16 protein-coding genes are annotated in these 19664 nt (G+C 67.9%); all 16 read right to left on the reverse strand.

The features are described from left to right. Position 1: 1 nt before the first annotated feature. The 16 genes from ASD05_RS23040 to dksA all read right to left on the reverse strand — a co-directional run bounded on the left by ASD05_RS23040 (position 2) and on the right by dksA (position 19482). Positions 2 to 970, reverse strand: a complete 969-nt coding sequence (locus tag ASD05_RS23040) for a D-alanine--D-alanine ligase (protein ID WP_056597464.1) — start codon at positions 968 to 970, stop codon at positions 2 to 4. Continuing rightward, the gene (murC, locus tag ASD05_RS23045) at positions 967 to 2430 is read right to left on the reverse strand and encodes a UDP-N-acetylmuramate--L-alanine ligase (RefSeq protein ID WP_056597466.1); all 1464 of its coding nucleotides are present in this window, start codon (positions 2428 to 2430) and stop codon (positions 967 to 969) included. Before murC ends, ASD05_RS23040 begins: the two co-directional genes overlap by 4 nt. Beyond that, positions 2427 to 3491 (reverse strand): undecaprenyldiphospho-muramoylpentapeptide beta-N-acetylglucosaminyltransferase, encoded by a 1065-nt coding sequence (gene murG / locus ASD05_RS23050; protein ID WP_056597468.1) that lies wholly within the window; start codon positions 3489 to 3491, stop codon positions 2427 to 2429. The genes murC and murG overlap by 4 nt, the downstream gene beginning before the upstream one ends. Continuing rightward, positions 3488 to 4786 carry a putative lipid II flippase FtsW gene (ftsW, locus tag ASD05_RS23055; protein WP_056597469.1) on the reverse strand — a complete coding sequence of 433 codons (1299 nt, stop codon included), beginning with the start codon at positions 4784 to 4786 and terminating at the stop codon, positions 3488 to 3490. The genes murG and ftsW overlap by 4 nt, the downstream gene beginning before the upstream one ends. Then, a complete protein-coding gene (murD, locus tag ASD05_RS23060) occupies positions 4783 to 6903 on the reverse strand; it encodes a UDP-N-acetylmuramoyl-L-alanine--D-glutamate ligase (RefSeq protein ID WP_056597471.1) in 2121 nt (706 codons plus the stop codon). Before murD ends, ftsW begins: the two co-directional genes overlap by 4 nt. A gap of 7 nt (positions 6904 to 6910) precedes the next feature. After that, the gene (gene mraY / locus ASD05_RS23065; RefSeq protein ID WP_007832453.1) at positions 6911 to 8089 is read right to left on the reverse strand and encodes a phospho-N-acetylmuramoyl-pentapeptide-transferase; all 1179 of its coding nucleotides are present in this window, start codon (positions 8087 to 8089) and stop codon (positions 6911 to 6913) included. Positions 8090 to 8104: 15 nt separating this feature from the next. Next, the gene (locus tag ASD05_RS23070; protein ID WP_056597473.1) at positions 8105 to 9541 is read right to left on the reverse strand and encodes a UDP-N-acetylmuramoyl-tripeptide--D-alanyl-D-alanine ligase; all 1437 of its coding nucleotides are present in this window, start codon (positions 9539 to 9541) and stop codon (positions 8105 to 8107) included. Then, positions 9538 to 11109, reverse strand: coding sequence for a UDP-N-acetylmuramoyl-L-alanyl-D-glutamate--2,6-diaminopimelate ligase (locus ASD05_RS23075; protein WP_056597475.1), 1572 nt, complete (start codon positions 11107 to 11109; stop codon positions 9538 to 9540). The genes ASD05_RS23070 and ASD05_RS23075 overlap by 4 nt, the downstream gene beginning before the upstream one ends. A 2-nt stretch (positions 11110 to 11111) precedes the next feature. After that, complete coding sequence (locus ASD05_RS23080) at positions 11112 to 12866, reverse strand: peptidoglycan D,D-transpeptidase FtsI family protein (RefSeq protein ID WP_056597477.1); 1755 nt, start codon at positions 12864 to 12866, stop codon at positions 11112 to 11114. Next, positions 12863 to 13219 (reverse strand): cell division protein FtsL, encoded by a 357-nt coding sequence (gene ftsL / locus ASD05_RS23085; protein ID WP_056597479.1) that lies wholly within the window; start codon positions 13217 to 13219, stop codon positions 12863 to 12865. Before ftsL ends, ASD05_RS23080 begins: the two co-directional genes overlap by 4 nt. A 1-nt stretch (position 13220) precedes the next feature. Next, positions 13221 to 14144, reverse strand: coding sequence for a 16S rRNA (cytosine(1402)-N(4))-methyltransferase RsmH (gene rsmH / locus ASD05_RS23090; RefSeq protein WP_056597481.1), 924 nt, complete (start codon positions 14142 to 14144; stop codon positions 13221 to 13223). Between the two features lie 8 nt (positions 14145 to 14152). After that, entirely contained in the window at positions 14153 to 14581 is a 429-nt protein-coding gene (mraZ, locus tag ASD05_RS23095) for a division/cell wall cluster transcriptional repressor MraZ (protein ID WP_056597953.1), read from the reverse strand. Positions 14582 to 14852: 271 nt separating this feature from the next. Further along, a complete protein-coding gene (hslU, locus tag ASD05_RS23100; protein ID WP_056597483.1) occupies positions 14853 to 16181 on the reverse strand; it encodes an ATP-dependent protease ATPase subunit HslU in 1329 nt (442 codons plus the stop codon). A gap of 2 nt (positions 16182 to 16183) precedes the next feature. Beyond that, the gene (gene hslV / locus ASD05_RS23105; protein WP_007832466.1) at positions 16184 to 16729 is read right to left on the reverse strand and encodes an ATP-dependent protease subunit HslV; all 546 of its coding nucleotides are present in this window, start codon (positions 16727 to 16729) and stop codon (positions 16184 to 16186) included. A 55-nt stretch (positions 16730 to 16784) separates the two neighbouring features. Continuing rightward, positions 16785 to 18422, reverse strand: coding sequence for an STAS domain-containing protein (locus ASD05_RS23110; protein ID WP_235508068.1), 1638 nt, complete (start codon positions 18420 to 18422; stop codon positions 16785 to 16787). Between the two features lie 85 nt (positions 18423 to 18507). Then, positions 18508 to 19482: an RNA polymerase-binding protein DksA gene (dksA, locus tag ASD05_RS30835; protein WP_235508079.1), complete on the reverse strand. Its 975-nt coding sequence runs from the start codon at positions 19480 to 19482 to the stop codon at positions 18508 to 18510. Between the last annotated feature and the right edge of the window lie 182 nt (positions 19483 to 19664).

The raw sequence follows: 19664 nt of genomic DNA on the forward strand, positions 1-19664 counted from the left end.
ACTACGCGCCTCCCTTTGCATCCAGCGAAGCGGAGGCCAGCACACGAAGGCACAGCTCTTCGTAGGGGATGCCCGCGGCTCGGGCCGACATCGGCACCAGCGAATGGCTGGTCATGCCGGGCGAGGTGTTCATCTCCAGCAGGAAAGGCTTGCGATCGCTGGCGCGGATCATCACGTCGGCGCGGCCCCAGCCGCGGCAACCGAGCGTGTGGTACGCGGCCAGCGTGATGCGCTGGATCTCGTGCTCCTCGGCCTCGGGAAGGCCGCTCGGGCATTGGTATTTCACGTCGTCGGTGAAGTACTTGTTCTGGTAGTCGTAGGCGCCTTCGGGCGCGGCGATGCGCACCACCGGCAGCGCGCGCGCATCGAGCCCCTGGCCGAGCACGGCGCAGGTCACTTCCTCGCCCTCGATGAATTCCTCGCAGAGCACATCGGCGTCGTACTTCGCAGACAGCGTGACCGCGTCCTGCATCTGGGAGTAGCCCTCGACCTTGGTCACGCCGATGGACGAGCCCTCGCGCGGTGGCTTCACGATCAGCGGCAGGCCGAGCACGTCGGGCACCACCATGACCTGTTCACGGCTTTGCTGGTCGAAGGCCAGGCGCACGTACTTGGGTGTGGGCAGGCCGTCGGCCTGCCAGATGCGCTTGGTCATGACCTTGTCCATGGCCACGCTCGACGCCATCACGCCCGAGCCCGTGTAGGGAATGCCGAGCAGTTCGAGCGCGCCCTGCACGGTGCCGTCCTCGCCGTGGCGGCCATGCAGCGCGACGAAGCAGCGCGCGAAGCCTTCGCGCTTGAGGTCGGCCAGATCGCGCTGCGAAGGGTCGAAGGCGTGCGCGTCGACACCGCGCGACCGCAGGGCTTCGAGCACGCCGGTGCCCGACATCAAAGAGATTTCGCGTTCGGCGGAACTGCCGCCGAACAGCACGGCAACCTTGCCGAAGAGTTGAGGATTCTGAAGGCTCATGAGGCCCTCCCTTTGCGCGAACCGCGCTCCGATGTTGAGGGTGCCGCAGCCACAGCCGCGCCGAGTTCGACGACCTTGCCCGGCACCGCACCGATGGACCCGGCGCCCATGGAGAGGACCACGTCGCCCGGACGGGCGTTGTCGAGAATGGCCTGCGGCATGGCCGCGATGTCGTCGACGAACACCGGCTCGACCTTGCCGGCCACGCGCAGCGCGCGCGCCAGCGTGCGCCCGTCGGCCGCCACGATGGGTGCCTCGCCCGCGGCATAGACCTCGCCGAGCAGCACGGAGTCGGCGGTACCGATGACCTTCACGAAATCCTCGAAGCAGTCGCGCGTGCGGGTGTAGCGGTGCGGCTGGAAGGCGAGCACCAGCCGGCGGCCCGGAAACGCGCCGCGCGCGGCCGCGATGGTGGCCGCCATCTCGACCGGGTGATGGCCGTAGTCGTCGATGACGGTGAAGGTGCCGGCTGCATGGCCCCCTTGCACCGCCACCTCGCCGTAGCTCTGGAAGCGGCGACCCACGCCCTTGAAGCCCGCAAGGCCGCGCTGCACGGCCTCGTCGGGAATGCCGAGCTCCACCGCCACCGCGATCACCGACAGCGCGTTGCGCACGTTGTGCTCGCCCGGCAGGTTCAGCACGATGGGCAGGTCCGGCAGCGTCACGCCGTTGCGGCGCTGCGCGGTGAAATGCATCTGTCCGCCGACCGCGCGCACGTCGACGGCGCGCACCTGGGCGTCCTCGCCGAAGCCGTAGCTGGTGACCGGGCAGGTCACGTCGGCCACGATCTCGCGCACCGCCGGGTCGTCGGTGCACAGGATGGCCACGCCGTAGAACGGCATGCGGTGCAGGAAGTCGACAAAGGCCTTCTTGAGCTTCGCGAAGTCGTGCCCGTAAGTCTCCATATGGTCGGCATCGATGTTCGTGACCACCGCCATCACGGGCAGCAGGTTCAGGAACGACGCGTCCGACTCGTCGGCCTCGACCACGATGTAGTCGCCGCTGCCGAGCTGCGCGTTGGCACCGGCGCTGTTCAGGCGCCCGCCGATCACAAAGGTCGGGTCGAGCCCGGCGGCGTCGAGCACGCTTGCCACCAGGCTGGTGGTGGTGGTCTTGCCATGCGTGCCGGCAATGGCAATGCCCTGCTTCAGGCGCATCAGCTCGGCCAGCATCAGCGCGCGCGGCACGACCGGAATGCGCTTTTCGCGCGCGGCCAGCACTTCGGGGTTGTCCGATTGCACGGCAGTCGAGGTGACGACCGCGTCCGCGCCGTCGATGTGCGCGGCGGCGTGGCCCACGAAGGTGCCGATACCCAGGCCCGCGAGCCGGCGCAGCGTGGCGCTGTCGGACAGGTCGGAGCCGGTGATCCTGTAGCCCAGGTTCAGCAGCACTTCGGCGATGCCGCTCATGCCGGAACCGCCGATGCCGACGAAATGAATGTGGTGGATCGCGTGCTTCATTTGGCAAGCTCCTCGCAAGCGCGGACGACGGCTTCCACTGCTTCTGTCTTCTGCATGGTCTTGGCCTTGGCGGCCTTCTCTATCAGCGCATCGCGCCCGGTTTTCTGTAGCAAATCAGCCAGCAATTCAGGAGTGAGGTCGGCCTGCTGCACGAGCCACCCGCCGCCCGCGTCCACGAGGAAGCGCGCGTTGGTGGTCTGGTGGTCGTCGACCGCCGAGGGGAAAGGCACGAACAGCGCTGCTGCGCCGACGGCCGCGATTTCTGTGACGGTGCTGGCACCGGCGCGCGCAACGATGATGTCGGCGTCGGCATACGCCTGCGCGGTGTCTTCAATGAAGGGCGTGAGCTCGCCTTCGACGCCGGCCGCTGTGTAGTTGGCGCGCAACTCGTCGATCTGCTTGGCGCCGCTCTGGTGCAGCACCTGCGGGCGCGTCGCCGGCTCGATGCGGGCCAGCGCCTGCGGCACCACGGTGTTGAGGCCGCGCGCCCCGAGGCTGCCGCCCACCACCAGCAGCTTGAGCGGCCCGGTGCGGCCCGCGAAGCGCGCGGCCGGATCGGGCTGCGAAGTGAAGGCCGCGCGCAGCGGGTTGCCCACCCACTGCGCCTTCTTCAGCACGTTCGGGAAGGCCGTGAACACACGATCGGCGACGCCTGCCAACACCTTGTTGGCAAGGCCGGCGACCGAGTTCTGCTCGTGCAGCACCAGCGGCTTGTTGAGCAGCACGCCCATCATGCCGCCCGGAAAGGTGATGTAGCCACCCAGGCCCACCAACACGTCAGGCTTCACGCGGCGCACCACGCGCAGGCTCTGCCAGAAGGCACGCAGCAGCTTCAGCGGCAGCAGGAAGAGCGTGAGCGGGCCCTTGCCGCGCACGCCACCGAACTGCACGGGCTCGAAGGCGAAGCCGCGCGGCGGCACGAGCTTTTCTTCCATACTGCCGGGTGCGCCCAGCCAGTGCACCTGCCAGCCGCGCTCGCGCAGGGCCTCGGCCACCGCGAGTCCGGGGAAGATGTGGCCGCCGGTGCCGCCGGCCATGACGAGTGCGGTACGGCCGGTCATACGCGGCCTCCCCGCATCAGCACGCGGTTCTCGTAATCGATGCGCAGCACCACGGCCAGCGCCACCAGGTTCATCAGGATGGCCGAGCCGCCGAAGCTCATCAGCGGCAGGGTCAGGCCCTTGGTCGGCAGCGCACCGAGGTTCACGCCCATGTTGATGAAGGTCTGGAAGCCGAGCCACACGCCCACGCCCTGTGCGACGAGGCCCGAGAACACGCGGTCGAGGGCAATCGCCTGGCGGCCGATGTGCATGATGCGGCGCGTGAGCCAGAGGAACAGGCCGATGATCAGCAGCACGCCGACCAGGCCGAATTCCTCGCCGATCACGGCCAACAGGAAATCGGTGTGCGCCTCGGGCAGCCAGTGCAGCTTCTCCACGCTGCCGCCCAGGCCCACGCCGAAGACCTCGCCGCGCCCGATGGCGATCAGCGAGTGCGACAGCTGGTAGCCTTTGCCGAGCGCGTGCTCCTCGCTCCACGGGTCGAGGTAGGCAAAGATTCGTTCGCGGCGCCACGGGCTGGTCGCGACGATGGTGCCGAAGGCCACCACCACCAGCGCGGCGATCACGAAGAACATGCGCGCGTTCACGCCGCCCAGGAACAGGATGCCCATGGCGATCACCGCGATCACCATGAAGGCGCCCATGTCGGGCTCGGCCATCACCAGCATGCCGACCACCACCACCGCGATGCCCATCGGCAGCACGGCGCGGAAGAAGCGCTCCTTGATCTCCATCTTGCGCACCATGTAGCTGGCGGCGTAGAGCACCATTGCGAGCTTGGCGAGCTCCGAGGGCTGGAAGCGCATGAAGCCCATCGGCAGCCAGCGGCGCGCGCCGTTCACGTTGATGCCGATGTGCGGAATGAGCACGGCCACCAGCAGCAGCAGCGAAGCCACGAAGAGCCATGGCGCGGCGCGCTCCCAGGTCTTCATGGGAATCTGGAAAGCCAGCAGCGCGGTGATGAACGCGAAGACCACCGAGGCCGCATGCCGCGTGAGGAAATACGAGGCGCTGTAGCCGGCGCGCGCAAAGCGCGGGTTGTCGGGCAGCGCGATGGAGGCCGAATACACCATGACCAGGCCCCACATCAGCAGTGCGACCGTGACCCAGACCAGCGCCTGATCGAAACCCAGCACGCGCATCGGCGTGGCTTTTGTCTGCGCGACGCCGGCGCCGCCCAGCCGCACGGGCAGGTGCACGGGCAGCGAGTCGATCCCGCTGCGGGCGCGCCTGAACCAGCCGCCGAAGCGGCCGGTGGATGCGTTGGGCGTGGCGCCTGAGGCGGCAGAGTTCAAACCGTGTCCTCCGTCGAATCGCCCATGCCGCGCGGGCTGTCCTCGAAGGCCTGCACGGCCTCGCGGAACACCTCGGCGCGGTGCGCGTAATCCTTGAACATGTCGAAGCTCGCACAGGCCGGTGACAGCAGCACGGCATCGCCGGGGTTGGCGCGCGCGGATGCGAGCTTCACGGCCTCGTCCATCGAGCCGGCCTGCAGCAGCGAAACGCCGGTCTGTGCCAGCGCGGCTTCGATGAGCGGCGCGTCGCGGCCGATGAGCACCACGGCGCGCGCGTACCGGCGCACCGGTTCGGCCAGCGGCTCGAAGTCCTGCCCCTTGCCTTCGCCGCCAAGGATCACGACCACGCGGCGCTCTTCGCCGAGACCGGTCAGCGCGGCCACGGTGGCGCCTACGTTGGTGCCCTTGCTGTCGTCGAAGTACTCGACCTCGTCCACGATGGCGATGGGTTCCACGCGATGCGGCTCGCCGCGGTATTCGCGCAGGCCGTAGAGCATCGGGCCCAGCGGGCAGTCGGCGGCACTGGCCAGCGCGAGTGCGGCCAGCGCGTTCATGGCGTTGTGGCGGCCGCGGATGCGCAGCGCATCGGCGGGCATCAGCCGCTGCAGGAAGATTTCTTCCTCGACCACGGCGCCGCGCTTGCGCTTCTGCGTTTCGTCGGCTTCCAGCGCACGCACCAGCCAGGCCATGCCGTTGACGCGCTCGATGCCGTAGTCGCCCGGGCGCAGCGGCATCGCGCTGCCGAAGGTGACGTGCGTGCGGATCTGCGGGCGCTGCAGCTTGACCCTGACGGGTGCGGGCAGCATGGCCATCACGCCGTCGTCGTCACGGTTCAGGATCATCAAGCCCCGTGCACCGAAGATGCGCGCCTTGGCTGCGGCATAAGCCTTCATGTCGCCGTGCCAGTCGAGATGGTCCTGCGTGAGGTTGAGCACCGTCGCAGCGGTCGGCTCGAAGCCCTGCACGCCGTCGAGCTGGAAGCTCGACAGTTCGAGCACCCACACATCGGGGAGTGTGCCGGCATCGATGTGCGCGGACAGCGTATCGAGCAGCGTCGGGCCGATGTTGCCGGCCACGGCCACGGTCTTGCCCGCGCGTTCGACCAGCTGGCCGGTGAGCGAGGTCACGGTGGTCTTGCCGTTGGTGCCGGTGATGGCGAGCACCGCGGGCGTGTAGCCCTTGGGCGCTTCGGGCTCGACGGGGGGCGCCAGTTCGAGCTGGGGCGACTCTTCCTCCACCGCGGCCGAGGCCGGGTTGGTGGCGGAGATTTCGGCGATCTTGGCGACGAACTCGGCAGCCTCTTTGGCGGCGGTCGGGACGTAGGGCTTGCCTGTGATTGGGAGGCGGGAGACGGTGGCGGGTGCAGCCTTGGGCGCATCCGTCGCTTCCGCTGCCGTTTGCACTGCGCCGTCGGCCTGCTCGGGCTCGGCCTCGACGGCTTCCGTCGTTGCGATGACTTCGGCGGGTGCGGCCTCCGAAGCTTCCGGCGGCATCGGCGCGGCAATGCTCATCGATGGGTCGCGCGGCATCGCTTCGGCCATCGCGGGAACGGTCGATTCGGGCTGCGCTTCGACAGGTTCAGCAGCTTCGGCCGGCGCCGGGGGTTCGACCGCTTCTTCAACCGGCGCAGGCTCCTCCAGCGCCAGCTGCGCCTGAGCTTCGGGCTCGGCAGCTTCGACAGGCGCTTCCGCGGCCGGTTCGGCCGGTGCTTCCACTTCGGCGGCGGCTTCGGGTTCAGGCTCCGGCCCGGCTTCCACCACCGGCACCTCGACCGTGCGCAGATCCAGCAGCGCGCGCGCGAACAGGTCCAGTTCGCCACCAACCGGCAGGCCCATGGCCCGCGCCGCATCGGCCACCGGCGCGATGGTTTCGGGCGACAGGCCCGGCGAGCGGTACACGGCGCGAATCGGCGCGCCCTCGACCAGCGCGGCCGAGAACGGCCCGCCGACAAAGCTCACCCCAGGCAGTTCCGCCCGCAGCGTCGCCAGCAGGGACGGCGCTTCGCGCGTGTCGGCCACGGTCACGACGGCACCGTGGCGCGCGCACCAGCGCGTCATCGCCAGCCCGGACGCACCGAGGCCGAGGACGAGGACGGGGAGGTCTTTCAGGTGCCGCATGGTTTCGTTACCGCAGCTTCAACGTCGAAAGGCCCACGAGGCACAGCAGCATCGTGATGATCCAGAAGCGCACCACGACCTGCGTCTCGCGCCAGCCGCTCTTCTCGAAGTGATGGTGCAGCGGCGCCATCTTGAGCACGCGGCGGCCTTCGCCGAAGCGCTTCTTGGTGTACTTGAAGTACATGACCTGCGCCATCACCGAGATCGCCTCGACCACGAAGATGCCGCCCATGATGAAGAACACGATCTCCTGGCGCACGATGACCGCGATGGTGCCCAGCGCGCCGCCGAGCGCCAGCGCGCCCACGTCGCCCATGAACACCTGCGCCGGGTGCGTGTTGAACCAGAGGAACGCGAGCCCCGCGCCGGCCATGGCCGAGCAGAACACCAGCAGCTCGCCCGAGCCCGGGATGTTGGGGAACAGCAGGTACTTGGAATACACCGCACTGCCCGTGACGTAGGCAAACACGCCCAGCGCCGAGCCCACCATCACCACCGGCATGATCGCCAGCCCGTCGAGGCCGTCGGTCAGGTTCACGGCATTGCTCGCGCCCACGATCACGAGGTAGGTGAGGATCACGAAGCCGATGCCCCCGAGCGGGTAGCTCACTTCCTTGAAGAAAGGCACCAGCAGGTTGATCTTGGGCGGAAAGTCGAGGTCGAAGCCCGAGCGCACCCAGGCGAAGAACAGCTCGAGCACGCGCCAGTTGGAGCTTTCGGAGATGCTGAACAGCAGGTAGAAGCCCGCGAGCAGGCCGACCAACGACTGCCAGAAATACTTCTCGCGCGAGCGCATGCCTTCCGGGTCCTTGCGCACCACCTTGCGCCAGTCGTCGACCCAGCCGATGGCACCGAAACCCATGGTGACCCACAGCACGATCCACACGAAGCGGTTCGAGATATCGAACCACAGCAGCGTGGCGAAGGCGATGGCGAACAGCACGAGCACGCCACCCATGGTGGGCGTGCCGCTCTTGGTCAGGTGCGTTTCCATGCCGTAGCCGCGCACGGGCTGGCCGATCTTGAGCGCGGCAAGGCGGCGGATCACGTAAGGGCCGGCCACGAGGCCGACCACGAGCGCGGTCAGCGCGGCCATCAGCGCGCGGAAGGTGAGGTACTGGAAGACACGCAGGAACCCGAATTCGGGCGAGAGCGTCTGCAGCCATTGGGCCAGGGTCATCAGCATGTCGTTTCGCGCGGCTCATGCGTCATGACCGGCCTCCTTTTGTTGTTGTGCCTCGATGGCTTTCACCACGCGCTCCATCTTCATGAAGCGCGATCCCTTCACGAGCACGCTACCGATCTGCGGCAGGCGCGCGAGCACGGCCGCGCCGAGCGCGTCGAACTCGTCGAAATGGCGTCCGTCGCGGCCCTCGCCGCCGTCCTGGAAAGCGGTGGCGGTGTGCACCGTCGCCGCGCCCAGCGTGTAGACGGACTCGATGCCGCGCTGGCGCGCCCACGCGCCGACTTCGGCATGGAACTCGGGCGAGCGGTCGCCCACCTCGCCCATGTCGCCGAGCACCAGCAGGCGCGGGCCCGGAAGGGCGGCGAGCACGTCGATGGCTGCGATCACGGAATCGGGATTCGCGTTGTAGCTGTCGTCGACCAGCGTCAGCGCATGGCCGCCGGCCAGCACGATCTCGCTGGCGCGCGAGCGGCCCTTGACCGGCTCGAAGGCCGACAGACCTTCGGCAATGGTCTCGAGCGACACGCCGGCCGCGAGCGCGCAGGCGGTGGCCGCCAGCGCATTGACCACGTTGTGCCGGCCCGCGATGTGCAGGCGCGCGTCGAAGGCGCCGAGCGGCGTGCGGATGCGCACGGCCCAGGCGCCCTGCTTCCATTCGACACTGTCGAGCGAGATGTCGGCGTCTTCGGACTCGCCGAAGGTCATGCAGCGTCGGGCGCCGGTGGCATGCGCCATGTCGGTCCACAGCGAGGTGAAGGTGTCGCCATGGGGGAACACGGCGGTGCCGTCGTCGGGCAGCACCGCGAACACGGCGCCGTTCTCGACGGCGACCGCCTCGACGGTGGCCATGAATTCCTGGTGCTCGCGCTGCGCGTTGTTGACGAGCGCGATGGTCGGGCGCGAAACGGCGGCCAGCCGCGCGATCTCGCCCGGATGGTTCATGCCCAGTTCGAGTACCGCGAGCTGGTGCTGCGCGCGCAGGCGCAGCAGCGTGAGCGGCACGCCGATCTCGTTGTTGAAGTTGCCGGCCGTGGCCAAGGCACGTTCCCCGCGCGTGGCGAACAGCACGGCCGCGATCATCTGCGTGACGGTGGTCTTGCCGTTGCTGCCAGTCACGGCGATCAGCGGCAGCTCGAACTGCGCGCGCCAGCCCGCGCCGAGTGCGCCCAGCGCGGCCAGCGTGTCGGGCACTTCGAGGCCGGCGAGGCCGGCGGCTTCAAGGCCTCGGTGCGCGATGGCGGCCACGGCGCCCTGCTTCTTCGCGTCGGCGAGGAAGTCGTTGGCGTCGAAGCGCTCGCCCTTGAGCGCGACGAACAGGTCGCCCTGCGCGAGCGTGCGCGTGTCGGTGTGCACGCGCGCGATGACGGTCGAGGCGTCACCCACGAGGCGCGAACCCGGAATCCATTGCTGCACCTGGGCCAGCGTGATGTTGAGCGGCGTCGTGTCGGTCATGCCGGGGCACCCCGCTTCGCCAGTGCCTGCAGCACGTGGGCCTTGTCAGAAAAGTCGATGCGCTGGCCGGCAATTTCCTGCCAGGCCTCGTGGCCCTTGCCGGCGATCAGCACGACGTCCTGCGGCGCGGCCTGCGCGATCGCATCGGCGATGGCGATGCCGCGGTCGGGCTGCACCTGCGCAGCCTCGGGACGCGAGAAACCGCGCAGCACCTGGCTGATGATCGCGTCGGGCTTCTCGCTGCGCGGGTTGTCGCTGGTGACGATCACGCGGTCGGCCTGGCGTTCGGCGACGGCGGCCATCATCGGGCGCTTGATCGGGTCGCGGTCGCCGCCGCAGCCGAACAGGCACCAGAGCGCACCGCCGCGCTGCTTCGCCAGCGGGCGCAGGCCGATCAGGGCCTTGTCGAGCGCGTCGGGTGTGTGGGCGTAGTCGACCACCGCCAGCGGAGCACCTTCGCCGATGCCCGCGCGGTCCATGCGGCCCGGCACGCTCGTGAGGTTGGCGCAGGCGGCCACGGCCTGGGCCAGCGTGAGGCCGAGCGCGCGCAGGGTGCCGAGCACGCCGAGCAGGTTGGCCACGTTGTACTGGCCGATGAGGCCGGTGGACAGCCGTTCCACCGCGGTGGTGCCGTGCTCGGCCACCGAGAACTGCAGGCCCTGCGCGTCGTAGCCGATGTCGCGCGCCATGAGGCGGGCCGGCTTGCCGCCGGCCGAGACGGTCCAGACGTCGAGCGCGCCGATGCCGGCGTCGATCAGGTTCGCGCACAGGCTGGCGCCGTGCGTGTCGTCGATGTTGATCACCGCTGCGCGCAGGCCGGGCCAGCGGAACAGCTCGGCCTTGGCCTGCCAGTAGGCGTCCATGCTGCCGTGGTAGTCGAGGTGGTCCTGCGTGAAGTTGGTGAACACGGCCACGGCGATCTGCGCGCCGTCGAGCCGGCGTTCGGCGATGCCGATGGACGAGGCCTCGATGGCGCAGGCGCCGAAGCCGCGCTCGACCAGCGAGCGCAGCTCGCGCTGCATCATCACCGGGTCGGGCGTGGTCAGGCCGGTGTAGGTCAGCTCGGGCGGCACGCCGATGCCCAGCGTGCCCATCACCGCGCAGGGCGACGGCGCATCGCGCTGCACGGTGCCGTCGGGGTTCATCGCGCGCACGCCACCCGCCGCACTCAGCGTGGAAAGCGATTCGGCCAGCCACCATGCGGTGGAAGTCTTGCCGTTGGTGCCGGTCACGGCCAGCACGTCGAGCAGGGCCGAGGGGTTGTCGTAGAAGGCCGAGGCGATCGGGCCGGTGGCAGCCTTCAAACCGGGGTAGCTCACGATGCGCCCATCGTCGACAAGAGCGCCCTCGAAGCCGAAGGCCTCCACGCCCTCGTGCTCCACCAGGCAGATCGCCGCGCCCTGCGCCAGCGCGGCCGCCACGTGCTTGCGCCCGTCGGTCGCGGCGCCGGGCCAGGCGACGAAGATGTCGCCCGCACCCACGGCACGGCTGTCGGCATGCATCGCGGCCTGCGGCGCACGCTCCTTGAGCCAGGCCGCGGCCAGTTGGGGAGAAGTGAAGGTCAGCATGTTCAGAAACTCTCGTCGACGCCCTGCGTCATCACAAGCGGTTTGACCGCCAGATCGGGCGGTACGTTCATCATGCGCAGGGTCTGCTGCACGACTTCGCTGAACACGGGGGCCGCGGCGACGCCGCCGAAATACTGGCCGTCGCTCGGTTCGTCGATCATCACTGCGACGATGATGCGGGGCTTCTCGATAGGCGCCATGCCGGTGAACCAGGCCCGGTACTTGTTGCTCGCATAGCCCTTGCCGACCTGCTTGTGGGCCGTGCCCGACTTGCCGCCGACCGAGTAGCCGACCGTCTGCGCGCGCGTGCCGGTGCCGCCAGGGCCGGCGGCCATCTGCAGCATCTTGCGCACCGCCAGCGCATTCGACGGCGAGAACACACGCACGCCGACCGGCGCCTCTGAATTCTTCAGGATGGTCACCGGAATGATGGAGCCGTCGTGCGCGAACGAGGTGTACGAATGCGCCATCTGGAACAGCGACGCCGACAGGCCGTAGCCGTAGGCCATGGTCGCCTGCTCGACCGGCTTCCAGGTCTTCCACGGGCGCAGCCGGCCCGTCACGGCGCCGGGGAACTGGATCTGCGGCTTCTGGCCGTAGCCGAGCGCGGTGTAGGTGTCCCACATCTCGTGCGGGGTCATCTTCTGGGCGATCTTGAGCGCGCCGACGTTGCTCGACTTCTGGATCACGCCCTCGACCGTCAGCGTGCCGTAGTTGTGGGTGTCGCTGATCGTGAAGCCGCCGAGCTGGAAGCGGCCGGGGCTGGTTTCGATCAGCGTCGAGGGCTTCACCCGGCCGGCTTCCAGCGCCATGCCCACCGTGATCGGCTTCATGGTCGAGCCGGGCTCGAAGGTGTCGGTGAGCGCGCGGTTGCGCAGCTGCTCGCCGGTCAGGTTCTGGCGCTTGTCCGGCACGTAGCTCGGGTAGTTGGCCAGCGCCAGCACTTCGCCGGTGACGGAGTCGAGCACCACCACGCTGCCGGCCTTGGCCTTGCGCGCGGTCACGGCGTCGCGCAGCTTCTGGTAGGCGAAGAACTGCACCTTGCTGTCGACGCTGAGCTGGATGTCCTTGCCGTCCAGCGGCGGCACGGTCTCGCCCACGCCCTCGACCACGCGGCCGAGGCGGTCCTTGATGACGCGGCGCGAACCGGCCTTGCCGGCCAGCTCCTTGTTGAACGCGAGCTCGATGCCTTCCTGGCCGTTGTCTTCCACGTTGGTGAAGCCCACCACGTGCGCGGCGGCCTCGCCCTCGGGGTACTGGCGCTTGTATTCCTTGCGCTGGTAGATGCCCTTGAGGTTCAGGGCCGCGATCTGCTTGGCGATGGGCTCGTCGACCTGGCGCTTGATCCAGACGAAGGTCTTGTCCTCGTCCTCGAGCTTCTTGTCGAAGTCCTTCTGCGGCATCTCGAGCAGCTTGGCGACCTGCTTGAGCTTGGCGCGCACCTCCGGGTCATCGCGCTCGATGTCTTCCGGAATGGCCCAGATGCTGGGCGCCACCACGCTGGAGGCGAGGATGAGCCCGTTGCGGTCGAGGATGCGGCCGCGGTTGGCCGGCAGTTCGAGCGTGCGCGCGAAGCGCACTTCGCCCTGCCGCTGGAAGAAGCTGTTGTTGAGCACCTGCACGTAGGCCGCCCGGCCCGCCAGCATGACGAAGCCGAGCGCGATGCCGGCAACGATGAACTTGCTGCGCCACACCGGCGTCTTGCTCGCGAGCAAGGGGCTGGTGGTGTAGCGCACGCTGCGGTTGTCCCGGCTCATCGTGCGGCCCTCGCTGCGGCGGCCGGCTTCGCGGCCGGTTTGGGCGGGGCCGGCGCGGGCGCCACCGGCGCGACGGCCGGGATCACCGTGCCGTCCGGACGCACGTACTGCGTGATCGCCGGCGAGGTGGTGCGCATCTGCAGCTGCTCCTTGGCGAGCTTCTCGACGCGCAGCGGCGTGGCCTGTGCGCGCTTCTCGACCTGCAGGCGGTCGCGGTCGGTTTCCAGGCGGCGGGCATCCTGCTGCACGCGATCGAGCTCGGTATAGAGCTGGCGCGAGAGGTACTGCGTATGCACGAGGTACAGCGCCGTCGCAATGACGGCCATCAGCAGGAGCAGGTTGATGCGCGCCATGTCAGGGCGCCTCGGTGCGCTCGGCGACGCGAAGAATGGCGCTGCGCGAGCGCGGATTACCCCTGACCTCGGCGTCGGAGGGCTTGATGCGCTCCAGGGCGCGCAGTTTCATGACCTTCGGGGCGGCAAACGGCGCGCGGCGGTCGTAGACCTCCTTCGAGTGCTTGGCGATGAACTGCTTCACGATGCGGTCTTCCAGCGAATGGAAGCTGATCACCGCGAGCCGCCCCTGGGGCTTGAGCACGGACAGGCTGGCTTCTAGCGCCTGTTGCAGCTCTTCAAGCTCGGCGTTGATGAAAATCCGAAAAGCCTGAAATGTGCGCGTTGCAGGGTTCTGGCCCTGCTCGCGGGTTTTGACCGTGCCAGCCACGAGCTCGGCCAGTTCGGTGGTGGTTGAAATTGCGCCCCGTTCTTGTCTGCGAGCAACAATCGCCTTTGCAATCTGAACAGCAAACCGTTCTTCGCCATAGTCACGGATCACCTCTGCAATTTGTGGAAGTTCGGCCGTTGCCAGCCATTCGGCCACGCTCTCGCCGCGCGTGGTGTCCATGCGCATGTCGAGCGGACCGTCGAAACGGAAACTGAAACCGCGCACCGGGTTGTCGATCTGCGGCGAACTCACGCCCAGGTCCATCAGCAAGCCGTCGATGCTCGCATCGGGCAATTCGCCCAGCGAGCGGAATCCCTGATGGCGGATGGAAAAACGCGCATCGGAGATGCGCGCTGCTTCGGCCACTGCTTCTGCATCCTTGTCGAATGCGATCAGCCTGCCCTCCGGCGCCAGCCTGGAGAGAATTGCACGCGCATGCCCTCCCCGACCGAAAGTGGCGTCCACGTAGGTGCCGATTGCCGCCGTGCTGCCGGAAAGAACGGCTTCCACCGCCTCGTTCAGCAAGACGGTCGTATGGGTCCATGCGGTGTTCACGTGAGCCCTCAGAACGCGAAGTCCTGAAACACATCCGGCATCTCGCCCTGGGTGGCCTCGGTCTCCTTGGCCTCGTAGGTGGCCTTGTCCCAGAGTTCGAAGTGGTTACCCATGCCCAGCAGCAGCGTGTCGCGCGCGATGCCGGTGGCCGCGCGCAGTTCGGGCGACACCAGGATGCGGCCGGTGCCGTCCATCTCGACGTCCATGGCGTTGCCCAGGAAGACGCGCTTCCACCACTGCGCCGACATCGGCAGCGCAGCGATGCGCTCACGGAATTTTTCCCATTCGGGACGGGGGAACACCATCAGGCATCCGTGCGGATGCTTGGTGATCGTGAGCTGGCCGCCTGCCGTCGCGCTCAGGACGTCACGGTGCCGGGTCGGCACGGAGAGCCGCCCCTTGGCATCCAGACTGAGCGATGAAGCGCCTTGAAACACGACCACGAAACCCCTGTTTTGGGAGTGCCGCAGCACCTGAAAGAGGCACTACCCGCACTTTTTCCCACTTAACTGCACTTTTTTGCACTGTAGCAGGAAACACTTCAGAAGCAACTGGCCGTTTGGGCTATTTTTTGTAATGGAATCAACGACTTAGCGCCGATTCCAAATCCTCGGAATCGGCGAATTTCGTTGAGAATGAAGTACTTAGCCCACGCAGTGAAAGTGATGCGTGAAGGATTCCCCCGTTACAGGGGGAGGAGAAGCGGCTTCAGAGGATGAAGCGCGAAAGGTCTTCGTCGTGACTTAGTGCCGCGAGGCGCTCGTCGACATAGGCGGCATCGATGCGGATCGATTGCCCTTCGAGACGGGTCGCATCGAAGCTTACCTCATCCAGCAGGCGCTCCATCACGGTCGACAGGCGGCGCGCGCCGATGTTCTCCGTGCGCTCGTTCACCTCGAAAGCGATGGCGGCCAGCCGGTTCACGCCCTCGGGCGTGAATTCGAGCGTCACGCCCTCTGTGGCGAGCAGCGCCTGGTACTGCTTCACGAGCGAAGCACGGGTCTGCGTGAGGATGCTTTCGAAGTCCGACACCGAGAGCGACTGCAGCTCGACGCGGATCGGAAAGCGCCCCTGCAGCTCGGGAATCAGGTCGCTCGGCTTGCTCAGGTGGAACGCGCCGCTCGCGATGAACAGCATGTGGTCGGTGCGCACCACGCCGTACTTGGTGGTCACGGCCGTGCCTTCCACCAGCGGCAGCAGGTCGCGCTGCACGCCCTGGCGCGACACGTCGGAGCCCTGCGCCTCGCTGCGCGTGGCGACCTTGTCGATCTCGTCGATGAAGACGATGCCGTTCTGCTCTGCGTTGGTGATGGCCTGCGCGCGGATCTCGTCCTCGTTGACCAGCTTGGCAGCCTCTTCGTCGATCAGCAGGCGCATCGCCTCGGCGATCTTGAGCTTGCGCGTCTTGCGCTTGCCGCCGCCGAGCTGGCCGAACATGCCACGCAGCTGCTCGGTCATTTCCTCCATGCCGGCCGGGCCCATGATTTCGAGCGGGGCGCGGGCCTCGGCGAGGTCGAGCTCGATTTCCTTGTCATCGAGCTGATGCTCGCGCAGCTTCTTGCGGAACGCCTGGCGCGTGGGATTGGGGCCGTCCAGCGCAGGCGTTGTGCCGTCTGCGCCGCGCGCCGGAGGCAGCAGCACGTCGAGGATGCGTTCCTCAGCGGCGTCTTCGGCACGCGCGCGCACCTTGATGCTCTCGGATTCGCGCGTCTGCTTGACCGCGATCTCGGCGAGGTCGCGGACGATCGAATCGACGTCCTTGCCGACGTAGCCCACCTCGGTGAACTTGGTGGCCTCGACCTTGATAAAGGGCGCGTCGGCCAGGCGAGCGAGGCGGCGGGCAATTTCGGTCTTGCCCACGCCCGTGGGGCCGATCATGAGAATGTTCTTCGGCGTGATCTCGTGGCGCAGCTTGTCGTCGACCTGCTGGCGGCGCCAGCGGTTGCGCAGGGCGATGGCCACCGCGCGCTTGGCGGCCGGCTGGCCGACGATGTGGTTGTCGAGCTCGGAGACGATTTCCTGGGGGGTCATGGACATGGTCAGAGCGCTTCCACCGTGTGGTTCATGTTCGTGTAAATGCAGATTTCTCCGGCGATCGCCAGCGATTTACGCACGATCTGCTCGGCCGAGAGCTCGGTGTTCTCGATCAGCGCCTTGGCCGCCGACTGGGCATACGCGCCGCCCGAACCGATGGCGATCACGCCGTCTTCGGGCTCCAGCACATCGCCATTGCCGGTGATGATGAGCGAGGTGGTCGCGTCGGCCACGGCGAGCATGGCTTCTAGCTTGCGCAGCACGCGGTCGGTGCGCCAGTCCTTGGTGAGCTCGACGGCCGCCCGGGTCAGGTGCCCCTGGTGCTTTTCGAGCTTGGCCTCGAAACGCTCGAAGAGCGTGAAGGCGTCGGCCGTGGCGCCGGCGAAGCCTGCGAGCACCTTGCCGTGATAGAGCCGTCGCACCTTGCGCGCCGTGCCCTTGATGACGATGTTGCCGAGAGTGACCTGCCCGTCCCCGCCGATGGCGACCTGGTCGCCTTGGGGGGTCTTGCGGCGCACGCTCACGATGGTGGTGCCGTGAAACTGTTCCATCGCAGCCATCTGGGGGTGCGCGGCGGCAATGCAACCGCCGAGAAGCGGTACCGGTTTAGTTTTTTCTAACCGCCACCGTGGCGTGATCGGCAATGCCTACCAGATTGAACAGCGCGGCGATGAGCCGATGCGCGTCGACGAACTGCACGCGTTCGCCGTTGGCATCGCGCGCACGCACCCAGCTCAGTAGCGTGCCGGCGGCGGCCAGGTCCATGCGCAGCAGCGCCGCACAGGATATGACGGGCGCCGTGGTGTGGCGCAGGTCGTTGTCCAGCCGCTGCCAGTTCGACAGCGACTCGCCCCGCAGGTCGCCCGCCAGCGCGGCAAAACCGGTGTCGGTGGACGGGAAGCTTTCGGAATCGCCACCGACCGATAGCAGCGACCAGACCGAGTTGGACCGACTCGCGGGCGGCGCGGCCAGCGTGGTGCATTCGCCGCACGGGTCCTGCCAGGCGGGCGGCGACACCTCGTAGGTGATGCAGTAGTTGAGCGCGACCAGCTCGAAGTCGTCGGGCAGGTGCATCATGCGCAGCGCCGCGAGGTGCAGTTGCCACCAGACATCGTCGGTGCCGCGCTCGTTGTTGGGCGCAGCCTCGGACAGCACGGCCAGCAGTTGCGCCGTGCCCATGAAGCGCAGCTGGACCGGCGAACCGGCCCAGTGGGCGAACAGCACGCGCAGCGGCGCGGCCGCCTCGGGCTCGATGGCGTGCAGCCCGCGCCAGTCGAGCGTCCACACCGCGCCCGCCTTCGAGAGCGCACGGGTGAGCTCCATCAGGCCTTCGCGCGCCAGGCGCGCGGGGCAAGTCCAATCGGCATGGGCGGCACCGCCTTCGGCAGCCGCCTCGGCGGCCTCTTCGCTGGCGGTCACGGCCTTGACGCTGCGGGCCAATTCTTCGAGCGACACCCAGTCAGGGCCCATGCGCCGCATGCGTTGCGCGTAGCGCATGCGGGCGGCCGCGAACTTGGCGGCATCGCCCGTCGCGCGGTACAGATCGAACAGGGCACGCCAGCGGCTGTCGTCGCGTTCGGCGGCGGGGTTGTCGTGGCCGTCCTCGGTGGCCGGCGCGCTCTCGGAGGCCAGGGCCTGCAGCAGGATGGCTTCGGCGCCGGTGTCGTCGCCGTGCGCGAAGCGGATCACCGCCTCTTCCAGTGCGCCGTCGTGCGCGAGGCGCGACGACATCAGCGGCACGCCGCCGGCGGCCGCGGCCGGGCTGCTACCGGCCTCGGCGGTCGCGGGGACAGGCAAGTGCCCGGCAGGCTCGGCCAGCAGCTCGTCGGTGTGCACGGGCGGCAGCGTCTCGGCTCCGGCGTCGGGCGGCGGGTTGACCAGCGTTTCGCCGTTCGGGCCCCGCCCCTTCCACCACTGCTGCGACATCTGCTGCTCGATCTCGTCGATCTTCTTGAGCGTGAGTGCGCGGCCGTCCGATCCCTCGGAGGAACTGTTGAGGTTGAACGAGGACGGCGTGACCGTCGCCTCGAAGGCATGGGCCGCGGCCTCGCGCTGGCGCAGCTTGCGCAGCATGTCGAACTCGCGCCGGCGCACGAAATCGTTGCGCTGGCGCCGCTCGATCATCTCCTTCAGCATCTCGCGGCTGTAGGTCTGGGCGGGCAGCGAGGAGTCCGAGGTCGAGGCGGCGGCAGGGGCATCCAGCTCCGACCAATCCTTCAGGGGATTGCGGACAAACTTGGCCACCTTTGAAAAAAGGCGGCCCGACTCTTCCTTTGGCATTCGGCGAAGGCTATCGAAGACGCTGGTTTCTATCTACCTTGACCCTGTGTCAATCCCCGAACATCTTCTGCTTGAGCTCGCGGCGCTGCTGCGCTTCGAGCGACAGCGTCGCGGTCGGGCGGGCCAGGAGGCGGCCCACGCCGATGGGCTCGCCGGTTTCGTCGCAGTAGCCGTAGTCGCCGGCGTCGATGCGCTGGATCGACTGCTCGATCTTCTTCAGCAGCTTGCGTTCGCGGTCGCGCGTGCGCAGCTCGAGGGCGTGTTCTTCCTCGATGGTGGCGCGGTCGGCCGGGTCGGGCACGACCACAGTGTCTTCACGCAGGTGCTCGGTGGTCTCGCCGGCGTTCTCGAGGATGCCGCGCTTGAGTTCTTCGAGCTTCAGGCGGAAGAACGCCATCTGCTTTTCGTTCATGTACTCGTCGTCGGGCATGGCGATGACTTCGGCATCGCTCAGCTCGGCGGGCGTCTTGGTCTTCCAGTTGTTGGCCAGCTTCGGGTCTTTCTTCACGGCCAGTGGCGGTGGCGGCACCAGCGCGTTGGAAGGCGCCTGCGAGAAGCTGGACTTGGCGGCGGTCGATGCCACGGATTGCGGCATCGAGGGCACGGTCAGTTGCGACAGCCGGGACACACGGCCACCACGCGCGGCGGGTGCGGGCGTGGCGGTTTGAGCGGGCATCGAGGGTGTCGCCGGGGCGGAAGTGGAGGCGGCAGCCGTTTTTTTCATGGGGATCGAGGGGGCAGAAGGAACGGCAGCAGGGCGGCCGACGGGTTTGGATGACGATGAGCCCGCGCCTGCGGTCCTGGTGGCGGCAGTTGCAGGCTTGGCGGACTTCTTGGTCGCAGCGGTCGCGGCTTTGGCCGGTGGTGCTGCGGGCTTTTTGGACGGCGCGCTTTTCTCCTTCGCGACAGGGCCATGTGCGGTGGCAGAAACCTTCTTGGCCGCAGGTACAGCCTGCTTCGCAGCCGGCGCCTTCTTTGCGGCGGGCTTGGGTGCTGGCGTGGCCTTGGCGGCGGGTTTCTTCACGGTGACTGGCTCCTTGGACGAACTGGAACGCGCTTTCACTGGGTGTCTCCTCCCATGGGAACCCCTTGCAGCTTTCAGGCCACGCAGGCTCCCCGTTGTCGGGGTGCTCGCCAGTGGCGAACCCCGGGGTTATACCCCCGAAAGCCCCCCAGTAACGTATGGCGCCCCGTGCCGGAAGTCAC

This window comes from Variovorax sp. Root434 (assembly GCF_001426595.1).
Taxonomy (GTDB): domain Bacteria; phylum Pseudomonadota; class Gammaproteobacteria; order Burkholderiales; family Burkholderiaceae_C; genus Variovorax.

What these genes read in the sequence shown, in the direction of transcription:
- ASD05_RS23040 (WP_056597464.1), bottom strand. Translation starts at nt 970, where the DNA reads ATGAGCCTTCAGAATCCTCAACTCTTCGGCAAGGTTGCCGTGCTGTTC.
- murC (WP_056597466.1), bottom strand. Translation starts at nt 2,430, where the DNA reads ATGAAGCACGCGATCCACCACATTCATTTCGTCGGCATCGGCGGTTCC.
- murG (WP_056597468.1), bottom strand. Translation starts at nt 3,491, where the DNA reads ATGACCGGCCGTACCGCACTCGTCATGGCCGGCGGCACCGGCGGCCAC.
- murD (WP_056597471.1), bottom strand. Translation starts at nt 6,903, where the DNA reads ATGCGGCACCTGAAAGACCTCCCCGTCCTCGTCCTCGGCCTCGGTGCG.
- mraY (WP_007832453.1), bottom strand. Translation starts at nt 8,089, where the DNA reads ATGCTGATGACCCTGGCCCAATGGCTGCAGACGCTCTCGCCCGAATTC.
- ASD05_RS23070 (WP_056597473.1), bottom strand. Translation starts at nt 9,541, where the DNA reads ATGACCGACACGACGCCGCTCAACATCACGCTGGCCCAGGTGCAGCAA.
- ASD05_RS23075 (WP_056597475.1), bottom strand. Translation starts at nt 11,109, where the DNA reads ATGCTGACCTTCACTTCTCCCCAACTGGCCGCGGCCTGGCTCAAGGAG.
- ASD05_RS23080 (WP_056597477.1), bottom strand. Translation starts at nt 12,866, where the DNA reads ATGAGCCGGGACAACCGCAGCGTGCGCTACACCACCAGCCCCTTGCTC.
- ftsL (WP_056597479.1), bottom strand. Translation starts at nt 13,219, where the DNA reads ATGGCGCGCATCAACCTGCTCCTGCTGATGGCCGTCATTGCGACGGCG.
- hslU (WP_056597483.1), bottom strand. Translation starts at nt 16,181, where the DNA reads ATGTCCATGACCCCCCAGGAAATCGTCTCCGAGCTCGACAACCACATC.
- hslV (WP_007832466.1), bottom strand. Translation starts at nt 16,729, where the DNA reads ATGGAACAGTTTCACGGCACCACCATCGTGAGCGTGCGCCGCAAGACC.